Raw genomic sequence first — 18,995 nt, 5'->3', positions numbered from 1 at the left:
AGCGTTCTCCGTGAGCTCATTTACCGACGCGCGGAGACTCCCCACCAGACAAATCGCGTCTTAGCGCTGATGACCGTTGACCAGCAGGCGGAACGCCGTGGTAGCCGGGCCTGGCTCGGGTTTACGGCCGCAGATCAGGTCGCAATAAATGGCGCTTTCGCCGATACGCACGATGTACAGAGCAAGGCTCTGGGCATCCATCTCTGGCTTGATTTCACCAGCCGCAATCGCCTTTTCGAACATTTGCTGCCAGGTGCTGATCAGGCGCTCCTGCAGGCCTGAGGCGCGGGCAGTGAGCAATTGCAGGCCCCATTGCGGCTCGGCTTGCAGAAAATCGTACATGGGGCGTGCGTTGATCAATGCAACATTGATGTCTTCGTATATCTGCGTGAGGTAGTCGATGCCCGTGAGGTTTGGAGTCTGTTCGGCACGGGCGATGGCTTCATCGTAGATACGCTTGTACAGCGACCACAGAATTTCGCCCATCAACAAATCCTTGTTGCCGACCCAGCGCATCAGTGTGGCTCGTCCGATACCCAGCTCTTCCGCGAGTTGCGACAGGTTCAGACGGCGGCCTTCCAGCCACCAGCTGCGTGCCATGCGAAAGGCCGATATCGGCGTCGCGCGTTCGTCGGATTTGCGTTTTGAGAGGGCAAGGGAGAGGGGAGTCTGCTGACTGGTCATTCGGTGCTTTCCTGGCGTTTTAGGTTTCTTCTTCGTATTTGGCTTGCATGGTAGCAATGCTGATACCAAGAATGAAAGTGTCCCGTGTGTGAATCACCAGTAGTAATACGAGTGAATTTGTAACCACGCGTCATCGGCTCGCCAACGAACCGTTTCGTCTGATCCGCAAGCGGCCGGATCAGACGTCTCGACTGTGTATCAGCCGCGGCCGATGAACGGCATCCTGGTTGCCATGATGGTCATGAACTGGACGTTGGTTTCCAGTGGCAGTTCGGCCATCTGAACAACCGCCTGGGCGACATGCTCCACGTCCATCACCGGCTCGGCCATGATCTCGCCATTGGCCTGCGGTATGCCGCGTTGCATGGGTGCAGCCATCTCGGTAGCGGCGTTGCCGATATCGATCTGCCCGCAGGCAATATTGTATTTGCGACCATCCAGCGAGGTGGACTTGGTCAGGCCGGTCATGCCGTGCTTGGACGCGGTGTAGGGGGCTGAGTTCGGGCGCGGAGCCGTGGCTGAAATCGAGCCGTTGTTGATGATGCGTCCGCCCATCGGCGTCTGGGCTTTCATCAGCCGAAAGGCTTGCTGGGTACAGAGGAAGGCGCCTGTCAGGTTGGTGTCGATAGTGGCCTTCCAGGCGTCGAACGGCAGCTCTTCCAGCGGTAACGGCGGCGCGCCGGTACCGGCATTGTTGAACAGAACGTCCAGCCGCCCCCAGGTTGCCTGTACCTGGTCGAACAGCGCATTCACGGATGACGGGTCGCGCACATCGGAGGGGATCACCAGAGCATTATTGGCAAGCTCGTCGAGCCCTTCGAGACTGCGCTGCAGCTTGTCGGCGTTGCGACCAGTAAGGGCCACGTGATAGCCAGCCTTGAGCAGGGCAATACTGGTAGCTCGGCCAATGCCTGTGCCGGCACCGGTAACCAGGGCGACTTTGAGTGGGGAGTCGGTCATCGGGATTCCTCTGTGTTTTAGGCTGGGCAGAGGATACACCACCGACGGGCACTCAAGTGTCGCCATCCCGACAGCATCCTGGCGGTCGGGAAGGCGCGGGCATCAGTTGATGCCCTTGCGACGTACATCCCAGTCGCGGTCGCTGCACAGGTCACAATTGCTGCCGTAGAACGTGTCTTCGGCGCTGGCGTCGTCCATCAGATGGTAGCGGAACCAGGCGGTTGAGGGGCCACGGTAGTCGCCCGCATTGCCGACCGGCTCGAAATGGCTGGCTCTGGACAGTTCACCCCAGAATACCGGCACGTTAGCGCGGTTGTAGACTGGCAAGGCGTTCAAGGTCGGGCTGGCGATGGTGTCGGCGCTGCCGGTCATCAGGAACATGGGACCATTCTGGTTGGATTGCGAGCTGCTGTTGTGGCCCAGACCAATAGTGTACGGCTGGAACGGCGCAGTGACTTTGATGCGGTAGTCCTGCCCCGCCATGATGGTGCCGCCACCGCCTTGGGAGTGCCCGGCCGCGCCAATGCGGTTGAGGTCCAGCTTGTTCGCATAGGTGCCGGTGCTGCGGTTGTTCTGGGTGGTCAGGTAGTCGATGCAACCCAGCATTTCCTGGCCGGTGCCGGCGTTGGAGGTATTGGCTGCGATCACGACGAAACCGTGCGACGCCCAGTGCTCAAGCAGGGCTGCGTAGGTGCTGGGCGAGGCAGTGGTGCCGTTGCCCCAGACGATGATCGGGTGTTTGCGGTTGTTCTCGCCGAGGGTGGACGGGCGAAACACTGTGCAGCTGCTGCCCGCGCTGCCGCTGGTTGTCGCGAATGGGCCATCGGCGCTGAAGCTGCCAACGCCGGGGAAACCGGTCCCGGTAGCCGGGTTGCCGGTGCCGCCACCACCACCGGGGTTGGTGGCCAGCGCGATGCTGGAAAGCGACAAGCCGAGCGCGAGTGTGGCCAGTTTGAACATCTGTGCATTCATCCTGTGAGTCCTTTTGTCTTGTTGTTGGAATGGCTGTGCAAGGTGCGCAGAAGGCTCACGGTAGGGGGCTTGGGTGTGAGGTAAAGTCGCCCGGATGGGTTATCCGGGCGGTTTGTATCGATATTGAGATAAGCAGAGTCTGAGGTTTCGTCGATAACTGACTGGTTTGCCTGGGAAAATACGGATAAGTAGTGGCGCGGCGGCGCAGTGCCACGTCACCCGAATGGGCTCAGTCGTTGCCCCGCGCGCTGACCCCTTCAAGCGTCGCAAAGGAGGTGTCCTTGGCGGTGAGCAGAAAGTCCTGCAGGTAGGGCATTGTCATCATGTCTTCACGCACCGCAGCGTAAAGGGTTCCGAATAGGCCGTCCGGTCCAAGCCGGCAGGCGCTGACGTAGCCCTTGTGCAGATATTCGGCCAGCGCCCAGTTGGGCAGGCAGCACACACCGCGGCCGGAGGCCACCAGCTGCATCATCATGACTGTCATTTCGGCAGTACGCACACCTGCCGGCTCGACTCCGGCGGGTTCAAGAAACTGCTTGAAAATGTCGAGGCGCTCGCGCTCAACCGGATAGGTGATTAACGTCTCACCGGCCAGATCATCGGGTCTGATGTGGTGACGGGTACTCAGCGGATGCTGGTTGCTGACCGCCAGCAGGGCCTCGTAGGTAAACAGGGGGACATAGCTGATGCCGGGGATATCGAGCGGGTCTGAGGTGACAACCAGATCCAGGTCGCCACGGGCCAACGCCGGCAGCGGAGCGAAGAAGAACCCCGAGGCAAAGTCGACCTCGACCTCGGGCCAGGCGTTGCGGAACTGATCGATAGTCGGCATCAGCCATTGGAAGCAGCTGTGACACTCGATGGCCATATGCAGGCGCCCGGCCTGGCCGCCCGCAAGTCGCTGAATATCGCGCTCGGCCTGGCGCACCTGGGGCAGCAGGGTGTCGGCCAGACGCAGCAGCCGCAGACCTGCGCTGGTAAAGCGCACTGGCTTGCTCTTGCGCACAAACAGGCTCATGCCGAGCCGTTCTTCCAGATCCTTGATCTGATGCGACAGGGCCGACTGGGTCAGATGCAGACGCTCGGCGGCTTCAACAAGGCTTTCTGCCTCGCGCAGGGTAGTCAGGGTGCGCAGGTGGCGGAGTTCAAGCATGGCAGCGGGTCTACATGAGAAAAATCGAACTATAGCATGAGCAAGATGAGTTTGATTCAGTGCTCGCCGCGGGCGAGTATCGCCACTTTGTTGAGCGATCAGGAGAACTCCCATGCTGCTGCACCAAACCGGCCCCGCGGTATCACTTGCGCAGGAGTCAGCGCGCTGGCACCAGCAGGCTGACGCAGGTATGGCATGGGTCAGCATCGCAGCAGCGGGTATTCCTCCGTTTGACTCGCTACTGGAGCGGGTTGCCAGTGCGCGTGCCTGCGGATTCAGCGTCAAGCCGATCATTCCGGGGCCGTTGTCGTTGCTGTGGTCACTCAGTGATGGGAGCGAGGCGGGGCTTGAGCAACTGGATGGCTTGCTGGACGCCTATGACGATCTGCTGCTTGCCCTCGGCAAACACGGGGTAGAGTGGGTCGAGTTGAATGAGCCGCAACTGACGCAGCCGCTTTCCCCGGTATGGATTGCGGCCTGCGAGCGCAGCTATAACCGGTTGCAGCGTACGGCACTGAGACGGCTGCTGGCAGTGAGTGGAGGCCCGCTGGTCGACAACCTGGGGTTGGCCTGCAACCTCCCGGTTGATGCGCTGCAGATCGAGTTGCACGATGCGGAGCGTGAACTGGTTGCTGCGCTGGATCGGCTTCCTGCCTATAAGGCGCTGTCACTGGTGCTGCCTCAACCCGAACAGTCGGCAGCGCTGGCGGCGCAGCTACGGAGTGTGCATCAGCGTCTGGGTGATCGGCTTTGGCTGGCGGCCAGCGATGAAGGTGAGCTTGCGTATTGGGCAGTGGAAATCGGCAACCCGTCGTCTATTGCTGCCTGACGCTTCAACCTGTGCCGGTCTGCCTGTAGAGTAGCGCCCCATTACCTTTCGGGAGCGAATCATGCAGGAACTGTTACTACATTGCCGTCCAGGCTTCGAGGGCGAAGCCGCTGCGGAAATGCAGGAACTGGCTAACGAGCAGGGCATTGCCGGCTACCCCGTGACCCGTGACGGCAGCGCGCTGGTGCGTTTTGTCTGTCCGGAGACGGGCGATGCCGAGCAGCTGATGCGGGCCATTGATTTCCAGCAACTGATCTTCGTTCGTCAGTGGGCGCTGGGCAACTGGGTCGATCTCGATCCGGAAGATCGCGTCAGCCCCATTATTACCGCCTGTGCCCAGGGCCCGATTGCCTCGCTGATCTGGCTGGAAACCGCCGATACCAATGATGGCAAGGCGCTCGCGGCGCTTACCAAAAAGCTCAAGGGGCCGCTCGAACGCGCGCTGACCAAAACCCGGTTTGTGCGCCCGAACAAGACTGAGCTGCCGCGCCTGCACCTGTGCTTCGAGAGTGGCCAGAAGGTGTTTGTTGGCTGGTCCTGGGCTGACAATGGCGCGCCCTGGCCGATGGGGATTCCCCGTTTGCGCGTACCGAAAGAAGCGCCGAGCCGCTCGACGCTGAAACTGGAAGAGGCGTGGCACCACTTTATCCCGCGTGATGACTGGGACGTGCGCCTGAAGGCAGGCATGACAGCGGTCGACCTTGGCGCCGCCCCCGGCGGCTGGACCTGGCAGCTGGTAAACCGGCTGATGAAGGTGATTGCCGTCGACAACGGCCCAATGGATCGCCGCCTGATGGACAGCGGACAGGTCGAGCACGTGCAGGCCGACGGCTACATGTACAAGCCCAAACGCACTGTTGACTGGATGGTCTGCGACATCGTCGACAAGCCCGCCCGCAGCAGCGCCCTGGCCGCCAAATGGATTACCCAGAAACTTTGCCGCGAACTGATCATCAACTTCAAACTGCCAATGAAGCAGCGCTATCCGGAGGTGGTCCAGTGCCTGGCGCATATTCAGGACGCGCTCGAGGCGGCCGGCATCAGGGCAGAAGTTGCCTGCAAGCAGCTCTATACCGACCGTGAAGAAGTTACCTGCCATATTCGAGTGTTGCGTTAGGCCTGATTTCCTCAGTCGCGCCGCCTGCGAGAAGCCCTGCCTGCCGTCATAGATTGAGGCTGCAGCCGGTTTGCGACGCTTCAGAGCCTTGCCGTCGATCTACCGACGGCATCGCTATCGTATTGCCCTGCCGGCAGTGTTGCCCCTGATTCGTTCACCCTGCGCGATTGCTTGCTTCCGGTGCGGGGCGCATATCCGCTCAGACATCGCGGCGCCAGGCAGACCCCCCCGGCTCTGGCGGGGATCCTGTCAGGGTATTTTTGTCATTATGAGTTTAACTAATGCATCGGTGAAATACGTTCAGTTTTTCTCAATTTAAGGCTGACTTAAACTGCCATCTGTTCCCTGGTGTATGCACCGGAAAAGGAAATTTAGAACCCCTGATGGGCTGTTGCTGCACTCAGGGGTTTCCAGACGTCAGGATACCGACTGCCATGAATACCGAGTTTGAGTTTGCCATCAAAAGCATTCCCTTTGATGAGCATTACCACCCCTCCGACAGCACGCGGATAACAACCAATTTCGCCAACCTGGCGCGTGGTGAAAATCGCCAGGAGAATCTGAGCAACGCCTTGAGGATGATTAATAACCGCTTCAACGCGCTGGCACATTGGGATAATCCCAAGGGCGAACGGTACGCAATCGAGCTGGAAATTATTTCTGTTGAAATGACGCTCGAGGCAACAGGGGCTGCTGACAGCTTTCCTGCTATCGAGATATTGAAAACCAATATCCTTGATAAAAAGACTGACAGATACATTGAAGGGATCGTTGGCAACAACTTTTCATCGTACCTGCGCGATTACGACTTTAGCGTAGTGTTGCCGGATCACAACAAGGGGCAGTCCGGCTTCAGCGTGCCCGCCAATTTTGGCGATCTGCACGGCAAGTTATTCAAGTATTTTGTTGATTCAGGTGCGTATAAACAGCACTTCAAGAAGTTGCCCGTGATCTGCCTGAGTGTTTCGGATAACAAGATCTACCATCGGACGGGAAACCAGCACCCTGTTCTGGGCTTTGAATATGAACCAAATGAGTCTTCGTTAACTGAGCAGTATTTTAAGAAGATGGGGCTGGCTGTCCGCTATTTTATGCCGCCAAACAGCGTTGCACCGCTGGCGTTCTACTTCTTCGGAGACCTGCTTAACGATTACACCGATCTGGAGCTGATCAGCACCATCAGCACCATGGAAACCTTCCAGAAGATCTATCGGCCCGAGATATATAACGCGAACGCTGCTGCCGGGAAGTGCTATCAACCCAACTTGCAAAATCCGGATCACTCACTGACCCGCATTGTCTATGACCGAAAGGAACGCAGCGAGCTTGCTGTTGCGCAGGGGAAGTTTGCTGAAGAGCGTTTTATCAAGCCTTATCGGGATCTGCTTGAGCAGTGGTCTGCCAGTTGCTCTCTTTAAATAACCAGGATTCACGGCACGATTTACCATGAATAAACTATTACCTACGTCAACTGCGGGCAGCCTGCCCAAACCATCCTGGCTTGCGGAACCGGAGAAGCTGTGGTCACCCTGGAAGCTTGAGGGTGAAGCGCTGCGCGATGGCAAGCGCGATGCATTGCGTCTGTCACTGCATGAGCAGCAATGCGCCGGCATCGATATTGTGAGTGATGGTGAACAAACTCGTCAGCACTTCGTAACCACCTTTATTGAGCATCTCGATGGAGTCGATTTCGCGAAGCGGGAAACTGTCCGGATTCGTGATCGGTACGATGCCAGTGTGCCGACTGTCACTGGCTCGGTTGCTCGCCGGAAGCCTGTGTTTGTTGAGGACGCAATCTATTTACGGCAACTGACGGATCAACCTGTCAAATGGGCACTGCCAGGGCCCATGACCATGATTGATACGCTTTACGATGCGCACTATAAAAGCCGCGAAAAGCTGGCTTGGGAATTCGCCAAGATTCTCAATCAGGAAGCCAAAGAACTCGAGGCCGCAGGTGTCGACATTATTCAGTTTGATGAGCCTGCTTTTAACGTGTTCTTTGATGAACTGAATGACTGGGGGGTTGCCACATTGGAGCGAGCCATAGAAGGTCTGAAATGTGAAACGGCGGTTCACATTTGCTATGGCTACGGCATCAAGGCTAATACCGACTGGAAAAAAACGCTGGGCTCGGAATGGCGCCAATACGAAGAAGCGTTCCCCAAACTGCAAAAATCCAGGATTGATATGATTTCGCTGGAGTGCCAAAACTCGCATGTTCCGATGGACCTGATTGAACTGATCCGCGGAAAGAAGGTGATGTTGGGCGCCATTGATGTGGCAAGCAATACGGTAGAAACACCGGAGGAGGTTGCCAGCACCCTGCGCAAGGCGCTGCAGTTTGTTGATGCAGACAAGCTTTATCCGTGCACCAACTGCGGCATGGCGCCTTTGTCTCGAGAGCTGGCCAGAGGGAAGCTGAGCGCCTTGAGCGCCGGCGCGGAAATTGTTCGCCAGGAGCTCCTTGCCTAGCAATTGGAGGATGTAGTGGCGTGCGTGCGGTGATGATTGAACGTGTAGATCAATCACGCTGCCGGTAATGGGCTGGGGTTGGAAAGACCCCGGCTCAGGTTCGCCGCCTGACATATTGCTGTCAGCCTCTCCAGTCACGCTCTATCTGGATTTTTGATTTCAGGATCTGCCATGTCTGTTCCCAGCTCCACCATAGACCCCCTGCGCTTTCGCGAAGCTCTTGGGCACTATGCTTCAGGTATCACCGTCATCACCTCAAACGTCGATGGCGAGCCGATTGGTTTTACCTGTCAGTCGTTCTACAGCGTATCGATGAGCCCGCCGCTGGTCTCTTTCAGCGTCAAGTCCGACTCGTACAGCTACCCCAAGATTCGCCGCGCGGGTCGGTTCGCGGTCAATATCCTGTCCGGCGATCAGGTCAGCATATCCAACCGGTTTGCTCGGCAGGGCGCGAACAAGTGGCTCGGCGTTGAGTGGCAGAACTCACCTTTGGGAAATCCTGTCATCGACGGCAGCCTGCACTGGCTGGATTGCGAAATCCATGCTGAACACATCGCGGGTGATCATCTGATCGTGATTGGCAAGGTAAAGGCGTTAAGCCTGGAAGAGGCTATTTCTGTCGAGCCGCTGCTGTATTTCAAGGGGCAATATCATTCACTGCCTGCCAGCATTCCGGGTGATTGACGGGTTCTGCCTTGCTGGTGAGTCTGTTAATGGTTGCGCTCATCAAAATTCGTATATCTGCCTGCCCGGCGTAAGTTCGATGTGCGGTATCCGGCTCCTGACCATGGCAATCACTTCGGCCTGCTGGTCTTTGCGGAAGTACAGTCGGACATCCTGGCTGGTGAACTGCTCCGGATTTTCTATTTGGGCGGCCAACTCCGCAGGCAGTTCGTAGGCCAGTGTTAGCACGATGAGGCCTTGCTCGGCGTCCAGCATCGCCTCCAGCACCTCGCTCCACAGATAGTCATCCTGCTGAAAGTCCTGCCAGTAGGTTTGGTAGCTCGAGTCGCCACCCACCGAGGCCAGTCCGATCCCCACCAAAGCTGGGCCGGCCAATGCGGCAATGGATAGCGCCGGGTTGCTGATCAATAGCATCAGGACAATCCCGATCATCACGAAAGGGATGACGCGTATAAAGATAAACACCATGTCAGGAATGTCTTGCCAGCGGCACACCTCAAGGTGGTTGGAGGTTGCGCGATAGACGAAGACTGTTTTTTGCATGGAGTGTTTGTAGAAAAAAAAGCCCATGAATGCGGCAGTCGCGCAGAATATATCGACTTCAAAAGCATCGTTAAAAAAATAGCTATACAACGCGATGCAAAGCGACGCTCCTATGATGCAGATAATTCCTATCCCGTCGAATGCCAGTATCTTCTTGTCAATAGCCTTGACTGTCCATGTCAATAGAACGCCTTCTTCGGAGTGCTTCCACTCCATCTTTTTTGAAAGCTCTGCTGTTTTGCGCCATGAGGTCCGTCTCATTAAATGACTCCCAGATTGAAACCGGAATTTGAATGTGCTTTCACTGGCCCAGATGGAGATGTGGCAACACTAGCCGGTTCGACTTGCCGATTTTTTACGTAAGGATTCTCATGCAACGTGCCCTCCTGTATTCCGGCCAGGTTGATGCTGAATCGGTAGCCGAGATTGTCGGGGCGTTGCAGTACAGCAGGTGGATACTTGATGCTGATATCGAGTCGGTCCATGCCACGGGAACGTGGTATGTGGACGAGCCAGATACGCCAGTCAGTCGCCTGGTAGATAGGCCAAACTTTGTTTGGCTGATTGCGGGCCCCAAGGGAAGCCCATTCTCCAAGCTCGTTAAGTTCGATCCAGCGGCCCTCTGACATATAGCCCGAGTACATGCCCGCGCGGTAGCTGGCTTCTCTGTCGGAGCGAAACCAGTTTCCTTCTGTAACCATCGTCGGGTGGATGCTTGCCGTGTGTCCGGCGATGCTAGGAGGGAAAATCAGCTTTAGCCAAACACCGTCTTCCAGTGTTTTGGCAATAACGGTGGGGCGCAGCAATACCTCGTGCAAGGCTCTTAGCTCGTCTGCATTTCCCTTCTCGGTGTCCGGCCAGTAAGGATTGCTCGCTTTGCCCCAACTGCTGCGGTAAAGCCATAGCTTGAAGCCCTCCAGCTTCAATGAGTCTGAAATTAGCGAAATGATTAGATGAGCCATGCCCAGCATCGCTAATGCGATAACCATCCACGGGGCAATAGTAAGGCTGGCAGACATCACTCCTAGCCAGGTAGCAGCGGAGGTCATTAATTGAAAAGCTGCAACCGCTCCAATGACGGCCGTGATGAATAGCTTGGCCCGCAATGCATTTTTCCGATCTTCAGATTCTGCACCACCTATTTCTTCTTGCACCTGAAAATATTCGGCTGCCGCGGCAATAACAGAAAGCGCAGACACAGCAATTGCTCGTATAGCAAAGCTCTTGAACAACGCTTTGTACTGCAAGCCGCTTGTCCACGTTTTTGTCGCTGCCTTGGTCAGGCGGATGACTTGCGCTTTTCCTGAGACCGTTTGTGCGTTTCCCACCAGGCCATTGATTCTCGACCACGCCGGTATCAACGCCATGGTGGCCAAGCTCGCCAGCATGCTGCTGGCTGCCGTGCTCACTGCCAACTGGTCTTGTCGGTTCCATTCGCCGCTGGTGCCGGCTGCGGTCATGGCCTCGTGGAAGTTCCAGATGTTGAGGACGGTGACCAGGGCGGCGAGACCTTGGGCGGCGTTGCGTTTTGTCCATTCGTTTACCCGCTTGAGGTAGGCGCCATAGTCTCGCGCTTTCAGTTCCAGCTGTTGCGCCAGCTCCGCACGGACCAGGGTCTGTATGGAGTAGGTGCGGTGCTCGGTATGAGTACGCAGGGTCTGGGTATTGAGTTCGCCGCTGGCCAGAACCTTGTTTGGCATCTCCAGCATGAGGGCGTCGAGCTGGCGTTTGAGTTGGTGGACGTCTCTTGTCGCTGCCATGCGGTCGTGGGTTCTGCCGGTTGTTACCACGCGGGTCTGGGCGTCTATTCGGCGGGTTAGTTGCGTGACCTTGCGCATCCAGGCGGCTTGCTTCTGCTGATATTCGCTGTCAATCAGCAAAAACGGGCGGGTTTCGTTGATCTGGCTATGTATGGATACCGAGATGGTTGCGTAGGCAATGGTTTTCCAGCGCGGGGCATGACGGCTGCTGATGGCGGGAAGCAGCTTGAATTCGAATGCTTGCCAGGTTTTTTCGTAGTTGGCGGCGGCCACGCGCAGTAACGTTTCGTAGGCTTTCTGCGCTGGTCTGCTCAGGCGCTGAAAGATCGCGCTGTTGCGGATGGTTTCGTTGCTGAGGACGTCGCTGATTTCCTGTGTGCGCTTGGCGACGGAGGCACTGGTCGCCAGGGATATGCCGTACTCTTCGACGAACTCCTTGGCCAGTTGCTCGATACCTGAGGCGAGCTCTGCGTCGAAGTTGTAGTTGGCCAGACCAATCAGCGTTTTGGGGGTGGCGTAGTCCTCAATTACCCATTGCTGCGCCTGTTGATCATGGGCGAGGAAGGAGAGCCAGGCGTCGGCGTGGTTGATCAGGCTCAGGCACTGCTCTTCGTCCGTCTGATCGAGGAACAGGCCCAGCGGATCGGGACCAATCCGCTTCAGCCAGGTGATCAGGTCTTGCAGGCAGGGCGTCAGTCTGGCCTGTATACCCTCTAGCTCTTGCGCTTTTTCCAGCGTGAAGGTTTGTGATTCCTCAAAGCGCACCTGATCGCGCAGGGTTTCCCGTGTGCCCCATTGTTCAACCAGACCGTCCAGTTTGGCCGGTGCGTCCTGACCGTATCCGCTAATCAGTTGCTGCTGGTGCTGTTCTAACGTCTGGCCCGCGGCGAATGCGCTGATTCCGTCCGTTGGTCTGTTCAATTCCTTCAGGTAGCGCGCCTTGGCAGTGAGATAGTCCTGCGCCTTCTGTTTGAAGGCGTGAAAGGCTTCTGGTGACAGCCCCATCTCTGACTCCAGTAGAGAGAAATCAACACCGGCCAGCAGTTCGATATGTTGAGCTATGGTCAGCTTGTGCAGGTGTTGCTCTTCGAACTGGCTGAGTTCGAGCGCCGGTCCGGCGCTCTGCATGCCGAGGTCATCAAGGATGCCAAGATGATCGTCCAGCGCGATGAACAGGGCGGAGTCCTGGTCGGGTACGCTGGCAAGCACGGTGTTGCTGCCCAGGGCCGGTTTGTATGTGGCGTCTTCACCTGTGGCCTGTGTGGGCAGCGTGGTGCTGTCGAAGCGCTGGCCGGGCACGGCTGTGCCGGTGTCGATATCGGCGACTGTCTCGCCCAAGTGCCTCAGCGGGGCGCAGTGGGGTGCCGAGAGCGTTTTGGCATAGGTGGCCAGATCGAGTCCACGCATCCAGTTTGCCTGATTGGCGGGGGCCTGCATGCGCTCGTGTGTCCAGGCGGTCCACCGCTCGGCTGAGTAGGCGATATACAGCTGGTGTTGGCGTGGGTAGAGCAGATGACTCACGCCATTTGAGCAGGAAAGTGCCTGGCCCGCAGCGGCGGTGCTGCTGGCGACCTTGCTGAAGCGAGAGCCGGTTATCTGGTATTCGTCCTGGGTATTGGCGGTGCGGTCGATCACATACAGCCAGCCGTCGCGCAGTTGCCTCAGGGTATAGCTGCGCCGGTTCAGCTCGGGCAGCGATTGGTGGCCCTGCCAGTGTGGCGGAATGGGGTTGGGGCCAGGCTGGTCCGGACTGTCCGCGGCCTCGTCAATCGCGTAACGCACCGGGAAGATGGCAATCTCTCGCTGCTGCAGGGGGCATTGGGCGGTGGCGCTGGCGGGCTTGTCTTCGAAGGCGGCCCAGAGGCTTTCCAGTAATGCGAGTTCCCTATGCAGGACGGTCATGGGTTTCATCATCCCTGATTGGCGCGGTTGCGCGGTCGCGGTAGTAATGCTGCAGTCGTTGGTCGGGTGTCGCCGGCAGCTCCTTCGGCGCCCGGGCTAGCCATCGTCGATACGGCCCCTGTGGATTGCCAGCAAAGTCGCTGCCGTCACGCAGGGCCAGTTCGCACCAGATGGCGATGCTGCGCTCGGTGCTCAGGCCAAAGCCCTCGGCATCCACGAGCCGGGCGTTGAACCAGTTGTCCCGTGTCTGTTCGGGTAATGCTGATAGCGCGGTTTGGTGGTTTTCCTGCAGCCAGCGGTAAAGACGCTCTTTCAGTTGCTGTTGATAGGCTTGCTGTAGCGCTGACAGCTGTGGGTGGCCGAGCAGGCCAGCGGGCAGGCCGCTTTGCACTGCCGGTCGCGCAGAGGCGAAATCGTGCCAGCGCGGCGGCTGTTGAGGGAGCAGGGCGCTGGGTGCCACTGCGATTCGCCAGCGGGTGATTGGCCCCATAACAGAAGAAAGGGCGTCGGCGTCGTAGCTGTGCAGCCAGAACCAGGCAACCTGTGGGTCGGCATAACGCAGCAGGATTTTGGCGCCGGAAACGTCAGTGACCTGATTGAAACGCCGAAGATGACTGGCGACGACATCTGCAAGCGCCCGGCTTTCAAGCACCGCAGCGCTTGCGCGCAGCTCTGCGCTGGTTTCAATTTCATAAAAAAGTGCAGAAGCCGGATCGGTGCTTATCAGCAGCGGGCCCAGATCGGCTGCGCTGTGCCAGGGGGAGTCGAAGTAAAGCGGCTCGACCTCCAGTACCTCATTGCGCGCATACAGGCGCGCCAGGGCATTGTGATAACGGGCACCGTCGACCAGCAGGTATCGATGCATCATGTCGCGATACCGGCTGTTTGCGTATTGTGCGCCTGGTTGATGCCATCCAGGTACAGAGCAGACTGTACTGTGGCAGTTAGGGAGAACATCCGTGTTCCTTGCAGTGCGATCCATGCGGCGCCCGAGCGGAAGGTCTCAGGCCGGAATCTAAAGCTTAGGGGGATCGACAGACGATGGCTGCGGGAAGCGCGGAAAAATTGGAGGCAGTGCGCATTTGCTGACAAAAATGCGTTGATTCAGGCGTCACGCCAGAGTCGCCCGGATGCTCTCTGGCGTGGTAGATCGCTGTGCTGAGCGTGTTACAGCGGCTCAAGCAGGGTGATGCGCTCTTCTTCCAGCAGTATGGGAGCAAACTTGCTGATGGCGTCGCGGCGGGCTTCCGACTCTTCCCAGCGCTCCCAGGAGCGGATGTTTTGCCAGGTCACCATGATCACACGCCGGTTGGGATGCTCCAGATCACGGAACGACTCACCCGAGATGAACCCAGGCGACTGGATGGCCGCCGACAGCACGCGCCGCGCGACTTCTTCGTAGGGTACTTCCAGACCTTCTGCGATATCCCTTTCAATCAACACCTTGATCATGCTTTTTCCTTACCCGTTTCGGGGTGTTGCGTCTTGACGACTTTCCCTCCCAGTTTCGGCCGACAGACTGCGTCTGGCAAGCGCTGTGGCATTTCGGGATAATCGGCGTTTTCTGCTGCGGGACCTGCCCATGTCTGATGCCACCGCTACTCTCGATACCCAGGGCCTGATGTGCCCCGAGCCGGTCATGATGCTGCACAACGCGGTGCGCGATATGGCCGCCGGTGAGCTGCTTCAGGTGCTTGCGACCGACCCGTCCACCCAGCGCGATATCCCGCGTTTTTGCAGTTTTCTCGGTCACGAGCTGGTTGAGCAGCACGAGACTGGTGGCATCTTCCATTACCTGATTCGCAAGGCTGGCTGAGCCGCGCCTCAGGGCGTCTGCCAGCCGGCTTGCCCGGGTGCGGACTGGCAGGCGCCAAGCACGTCCTGCCAGGCGCGAGTGTGTTCATCGACGGCCTGCCGGTAGCTATCCCACAACGCCTCTGGATTACCCGCCAGACGATCCAGCGCCTGCGCTGTGGCGGGTGGAATGTGCGCAACAGCACGTAATTGCTTGATCTGCGCGGCCCAGGGCTCGCCGAGCCGTTGCAGTTGCGCCAGATAGGGTTGGATCTCGCCGGCGTAGAACAACACAAAGACGTTGAGCAGAATCTTCGACCGCTCTGATGGCTGGCTCATCGGGCACAAATAGGTTGCTGGTTGTGCTCGCAGCATCGCGGTGGCCTGCTGGAGACCGTGTCGGGTTTGCGCTAGCGCGGTAATCAGCTGGCTGCTGCGCTGACTGCGTTGCAGTGCCTGGAACAGCGGATCCAGCTCGCCAACTGGCGGGGGGAGGTGTTCGGGCAGGGCACTGCCAATCGCCGTCAGCTGCTGCAGTGCCGGTAGCGCCTCGTCGGTCAGGGGGGCGCTGGTCACCGGCAGCGGCTCGGTGGCAAAGCGCAGATAATGCTCTGCCTCGCTGCTGGCGTTGATCGCGTTCCAGAATACCGCTGGCAACTGGCTGCGCTTGCGCTCGGCGATGTCGCTCAGCTCGGTCAGCAGCTCCTGCTGCGGCGGGTCGTCTGCAAGGCTTTGCCGGCAACTGTCCAGCGCGCGCAGCAGCTCACCCTCGTAGCCCAGACGGCTGCTCCAGGGCATGACCTTGCCCAGCACACTGTTGCGTTCGGCAATGCGCTGCTGCAGTGGTTTGCATTGATGCACATCGATCAGCAGATCGAGCAGGCTGATGCGTTCGGCGGGGATGTCGTAGAGCCGGTCACGGCGCTCTGCGAGCCGGTACTGACTGAGCTGGTTGGCATCAAACGGGATGAACTCCTGCTTGAGCACGCGTGCGACGCGGCTCAGATAATTGTCCATTTGCTGCTCGGCATCGGGCACAGGCTGGCAGCCGACACAGAGCGCGGCGATGGACAGCAGAACAAGCAATACGGGCGATGAGCGCATGACGCCAGTATGCCCTAGTGTTGAAGCCCGTGCTGGTAAACGGGTTTGCGGCTGACCGCCCGCAGGCGCAGGCCGAGGAACAGGGCGGCGCTGCTAAGGCCGACAATCAGCCCGATCCAGAAGCCGGCCGGGCCTCTGGCCGGACCCAGCCAGTCGGTCAGGCCCAGCACGTAACCGGTCGGCAGGCCAATCAGCCAGTAGGCGATCATGGTCAGCAGCATTGGCAGACGGGTGTCCTGAAAACCTCGCAACGCGCCGGCGCAGGCCACCTGCACCGCATCCGAGAACTGGTATAGCGCAGCGAGCACAAACAGGCTGGAAGCCAGCGCCAGTACCTGCGGATCCTGGGTGTAGATCAGCGGAATCTGCCTGGCCAGGGTGAACATGATGATGGCCGCGATGGCGGCAAACAGCAGTGCCAGCACCAGACCCACCTTGGTTGCCAGCATGGCGGCACGGGCGCCACCGCGCCCCAGGTTGTGGCCCACGCGTACGGTAATGGCCAGCCCCAGACTGAAAGGCACCATGAATGCCAGCGAGGTGAAGTTCAGGGTGACCTGGTGAGCGGCAACTACAATGGCACCCAGGCTGCCAATCAGCAGGGCAATTACTGCGAACATGCTGGTTTCGGCAAACAAGGCGATGCCGATCGGGAAGCCCAAGCCTATCAGCTCGCCCTGGGTGCGCGCCTTGGGCCAGTCGAACCGCTCGAACAGGCCGCAGGGTTGATAGAACGATGCGCGCCTGAGGTGCACCAGCAGGCAGCCCAGCATCGCCCACATGACGATCGCCGTGGCGACGCCGCAGCCGACCGCGCCCATGGCCGGAAAGCCGAATTTGCCGTAGACCAGCACATAGTTGGCGGGGACGTTGATCAGCAGTCCGATGAAGCCAATCAGCATGGCCGGTTTGGTGCGTGAGAGACCGTCGCTCAGCCCGCGCAGAGCCAGCATGACGCCGACCGCCGGGAAGCCGAGGGAGATGGCCAGCAGGTAGTCGAGGGTCACCGGGACCAGCTGCGGATCGACCTCCATCCAGCCCAGCACTGGTCGCATCAGGTTGAGAAACAGCATGCAGCCACAGCCGATCATCAGCCCCAGCCAGGCGCCCTGGCGCACCAGCGCACCGGTTTCACTGATACGACCGGCCCCATTGGCGGCAGCAACCTTGGAGGTGACAATCATCATCACCCCGGTGAGAAACAGCAGGGTCGGAATCCAGAATGAGTTACCCAGCGCCACCGCTGCCAGCGCTTCGGCACTGACGCGCCCGGCCATGGCGGTGTCGACAAAGCCCAGCAGGGTATGTGCCAGCTGCGCCGCGATGATCGGGAGCACCAGCGCAATCAGGGCGCGCAGTTCTGTTACAATGCGCGCCCGAGCGGGCAGGGGGGGAGTACTGGTCATTCTGGCCGGACCTGACGTAAAAACCGCCCATGCTAGCAATTTACGGCGTATTGTCCAGCTGCACCGTCACGGTGCTTTCCGGCCTTGCGCCCGGGGCCGGTTCGAGCCCTGGCACCCAGTCACTCAGTACCCTTGGTTTTCAGCATGCATCACGACTGTCAGGACCTGATTCGTTTGTTCGACGAGTGTTTTCTCGCCGACCTCAATACCTGTCTGCTGGGCGGCTATCCGGAGCCCGAGTACCTGCCGGCCGATGCGTCGCATCCGCTCCACCGTATCCTGTTTACCCGAGATTACTTTCGCAGCGCATTGCATGAGGTTGCGCACTGGTGTGTTGCCGGGCCGGAGCGTCGACTGATGCCGGACTTTGGTTACTGGTACGCGCCGGATGGCCGCACTGCTGAGCAGCAGCGCACCTTCGAGAGCGTCGAGGTCAAACCGCAGGCGTTGGAAATGATCTTTTGCCTGGCTGCCGGGCATCGCTTTGACGTGAGCACCGACAACCTTAACGGCGAGCAGACCGACCCGGGGCCCTTCCGCGCCAAGGTGCATGCGCAGGCGAAGGTGTACCTGCAACAGGGCATGGGCGAGCGTCCGACCCGGTTTGCTCAGGCGTTACTCGACGCCTACCAGCCGGGACGCCTGCTCGACCCTGGGCTATTCTCCGAAGTGGCTGCAGCCTAGACCGTCATCGGTATGACCTGCGCACCGCGCGGCCTGTGTAGCTCAACTGGCTCGGTGGCGACGAGGGCATCCGGTGCGAGGTACTGCAGCACCGCATCGCGGGTCTGAATCCAGGCTTCGCGGCTTTCCATATCCAGAAAATGCCCGGCGCCCTGTATCGTGGCAAAGCTGCTGCGACGCACGTAGCGGTTGAAGTCGCGGGCGTCCTCGACGCTGGTATAGCGGTCCCGGTCGCCGTTGATAAACAGGATTGGCACGTCAATATCGGCGCTGCCGCGCAGATAGCAGCGCGTATCCTGGGTCAGTACCTGACTGACGTGGAACGCCATCTGATGGTATTCGTGCTCTTCCAGGCTGATGATGTGACGAAAGTTGAAGCGTTTGACCAGCGAGGGCAGGTATTCACCAATGGTCGAGTTGAGCAGCTCGCCCAGTTGGCGGCGTTCGGCGTTGAGCAGCAGGTCGATGCCGCGTTCGAGATAGTCACGCATGGCCGAATTGATCATCGGTGAAAATGCCAGCACGATGGCCTTCTTTATCCGCGCCGGGCGCTGGGCCAGGGCCAGAAGGGCCGAGGCGCCGCCCCACGAAAACGACATCAGGTGGTCGGCCTGATAATGCTCTATCAGCTCCAGCAGGATTCCGGCTTCCTGCTCCTTGGTAATCGGCCGCCGGTTGCTGTTGAGCGGCTTTGACTGGCCCGCGTACGGCTCATCAAATAACACCACATTGAAGTGCGGCTGCAGGTAGCGCACCGTCTGCGCGAACGAGGCTGTGGTGGCCAGAGACCCGTTGACCAGAATGACCGTACCGCGCGGTGCCGGGCTCGCGTAATAGTGGGTGTGGATGCGAAATAGCCCCAGTGTTTCTACAACGTTGTGTTCTGCTTTCATATTCCCTGTCTCCGGAATTGGCTGGACCCGGCCGC

At 58.9% G+C, this 18,995-nt stretch carries 18 protein-coding genes; 7 read left to right on the top strand and 11 right to left on the bottom strand.

The features are described from left to right. Window positions 1-60: 60 nt before the first annotated feature. From ACZ5WQ_RS06910 to ACZ5WQ_RS06895, 4 genes are all read right to left on the bottom strand, one after another. A complete protein-coding gene (locus ACZ5WQ_RS06910; RefSeq protein ID WP_088273865.1) occupies window positions 61-684 on the bottom strand; it encodes a QsdR family transcriptional regulator in 624 nt (207 codons plus the stop codon). A gap of 198 nt (window positions 685-882) precedes the next feature. After that, a complete protein-coding gene (locus tag ACZ5WQ_RS06905; protein ID WP_464383432.1) occupies window positions 883-1,644 on the bottom strand; it encodes an SDR family oxidoreductase in 762 nt (253 codons plus the stop codon). 102 nt (window positions 1,645-1,746) lie between these two features. Beyond that, window positions 1,747-2,616, bottom strand: coding sequence for an alpha/beta hydrolase family protein (locus ACZ5WQ_RS06900; RefSeq protein ID WP_464383431.1), 870 nt, complete (start codon window positions 2,614-2,616; stop codon window positions 1,747-1,749). A 229-nt stretch (window positions 2,617-2,845) separates the two neighbouring features. Beyond that, complete coding sequence (locus ACZ5WQ_RS06895) at window positions 2,846-3,769, bottom strand: LysR family transcriptional regulator (RefSeq protein ID WP_464383430.1); 924 nt, start codon at window positions 3,767-3,769, stop codon at window positions 2,846-2,848. Between the two features lie 112 nt (window positions 3,770-3,881). Here ACZ5WQ_RS06895 and ACZ5WQ_RS06890 point away from each other — a divergent pair, with 112 nt between their 5' ends. The 5 genes from ACZ5WQ_RS06890 to ACZ5WQ_RS06870 all read left to right on the top strand — a co-directional run bounded on the left by ACZ5WQ_RS06890 (window position 3,882) and on the right by ACZ5WQ_RS06870 (window position 8,874). Continuing rightward, complete coding sequence (locus tag ACZ5WQ_RS06890) at window positions 3,882-4,598, top strand: 5-methyltetrahydropteroyltriglutamate--homocysteine methyltransferase (RefSeq protein WP_464383429.1); 717 nt, start codon at window positions 3,882-3,884, stop codon at window positions 4,596-4,598. Between the two features lie 61 nt (window positions 4,599-4,659). Then, a complete protein-coding gene (gene rlmM / locus ACZ5WQ_RS06885; RefSeq protein WP_269687151.1) occupies window positions 4,660-5,715 on the top strand; it encodes a 23S rRNA (cytidine(2498)-2'-O)-methyltransferase RlmM in 1,056 nt (351 codons plus the stop codon). A 434-nt stretch (window positions 5,716-6,149) separates the two neighbouring features. Then, window positions 6,150-7,133, top strand: a complete 984-nt coding sequence (locus ACZ5WQ_RS06880) for a DUF1852 domain-containing protein (protein ID WP_285676183.1) — start codon at window positions 6,150-6,152, stop codon at window positions 7,131-7,133. Window positions 7,134-7,161: 28 nt separating this feature from the next. Beyond that, window positions 7,162-8,190, top strand: a complete 1,029-nt coding sequence (locus tag ACZ5WQ_RS06875) for a methionine synthase (RefSeq protein WP_228247758.1) — start codon at window positions 7,162-7,164, stop codon at window positions 8,188-8,190. A gap of 171 nt (window positions 8,191-8,361) precedes the next feature. Further along, window positions 8,362-8,874, top strand: coding sequence for a flavin reductase family protein (locus tag ACZ5WQ_RS06870; protein WP_228247759.1), 513 nt, complete (start codon window positions 8,362-8,364; stop codon window positions 8,872-8,874). Between the two features lie 42 nt (window positions 8,875-8,916). On the opposite strand, the gene ACZ5WQ_RS06865 is transcribed toward ACZ5WQ_RS06870, so the two are convergent. The 4 genes from ACZ5WQ_RS06865 to ACZ5WQ_RS06850 all read right to left on the bottom strand — a co-directional run bounded on the left by ACZ5WQ_RS06865 (window position 8,917) and on the right by ACZ5WQ_RS06850 (window position 14,531). Continuing rightward, window positions 8,917-9,678 (bottom strand): hypothetical protein, encoded by a 762-nt coding sequence (locus ACZ5WQ_RS06865; RefSeq protein WP_285676181.1) that lies wholly within the window; start codon window positions 9,676-9,678, stop codon window positions 8,917-8,919. Further along, window positions 9,678-13,079 carry a T6SS effector BTH_I2691 family protein gene (locus ACZ5WQ_RS06860; protein ID WP_464383428.1) on the bottom strand — a complete coding sequence of 1,134 codons (3,402 nt, stop codon included), beginning with the start codon at window positions 13,077-13,079 and terminating at the stop codon, window positions 9,678-9,680. Before ACZ5WQ_RS06860 ends, ACZ5WQ_RS06865 begins: the two co-directional genes overlap by 1 nt. Then, on the bottom strand, window positions 13,063-13,947 hold the full coding sequence (locus ACZ5WQ_RS06855) for a DUF4123 domain-containing protein (protein WP_464383427.1): 885 nt from the start codon (window positions 13,945-13,947) through the stop codon (window positions 13,063-13,065). Before ACZ5WQ_RS06855 ends, ACZ5WQ_RS06860 begins: the two co-directional genes overlap by 17 nt. A gap of 299 nt (window positions 13,948-14,246) precedes the next feature. After that, window positions 14,247-14,531: an antibiotic biosynthesis monooxygenase family protein gene (locus tag ACZ5WQ_RS06850; protein ID WP_088273877.1), complete on the bottom strand. Its 285-nt coding sequence runs from the start codon at window positions 14,529-14,531 to the stop codon at window positions 14,247-14,249. A gap of 130 nt (window positions 14,532-14,661) precedes the next feature. On the opposite strand from ACZ5WQ_RS06850, the gene tusA reads away from it, so the two are divergent. Continuing rightward, window positions 14,662-14,895 carry a sulfurtransferase TusA gene (gene tusA / locus ACZ5WQ_RS06845; protein WP_088273878.1) on the top strand — a complete coding sequence of 78 codons (234 nt, stop codon included), beginning with the start codon at window positions 14,662-14,664 and terminating at the stop codon, window positions 14,893-14,895. Window positions 14,896-14,903: 8 nt separating this feature from the next. On the opposite strand, the gene ACZ5WQ_RS06840 is transcribed toward tusA, so the two are convergent. Then, the gene (locus ACZ5WQ_RS06840) at window positions 14,904-15,977 is read right to left on the bottom strand and encodes a DUF3080 family protein (protein ID WP_269687156.1); all 1,074 of its coding nucleotides are present in this window, start codon (window positions 15,975-15,977) and stop codon (window positions 14,904-14,906) included. 14 nt (window positions 15,978-15,991) lie between these two features. Then, window positions 15,992-17,383, bottom strand: a complete 1,392-nt coding sequence (locus ACZ5WQ_RS06835) for an MATE family efflux transporter (RefSeq protein WP_269687157.1) — start codon at window positions 17,381-17,383, stop codon at window positions 15,992-15,994. 144 nt (window positions 17,384-17,527) lie between these two features. Between ACZ5WQ_RS06835 and ACZ5WQ_RS06830 the strand changes: the two genes are divergently transcribed. Continuing rightward, a complete protein-coding gene (locus ACZ5WQ_RS06830) occupies window positions 17,528-18,067 on the top strand; it encodes an elongation factor P hydroxylase (RefSeq protein ID WP_464383426.1) in 540 nt (179 codons plus the stop codon). Here the strand turns inward: ACZ5WQ_RS06830 and ACZ5WQ_RS06825 are convergent. Further along, a complete protein-coding gene (locus ACZ5WQ_RS06825) occupies window positions 18,064-18,960 on the bottom strand; it encodes an alpha/beta fold hydrolase (protein ID WP_228247412.1) in 897 nt (298 codons plus the stop codon). The genes ACZ5WQ_RS06830 and ACZ5WQ_RS06825 overlap by 4 nt on opposite strands. Window positions 18,961-18,995 lie beyond the last annotated feature (35 nt).

This window comes from Halopseudomonas sp. T1L2 (genome assembly GCF_055397385.1).
This window is presented reverse-complemented; position numbering and strand designations above follow the sequence as displayed.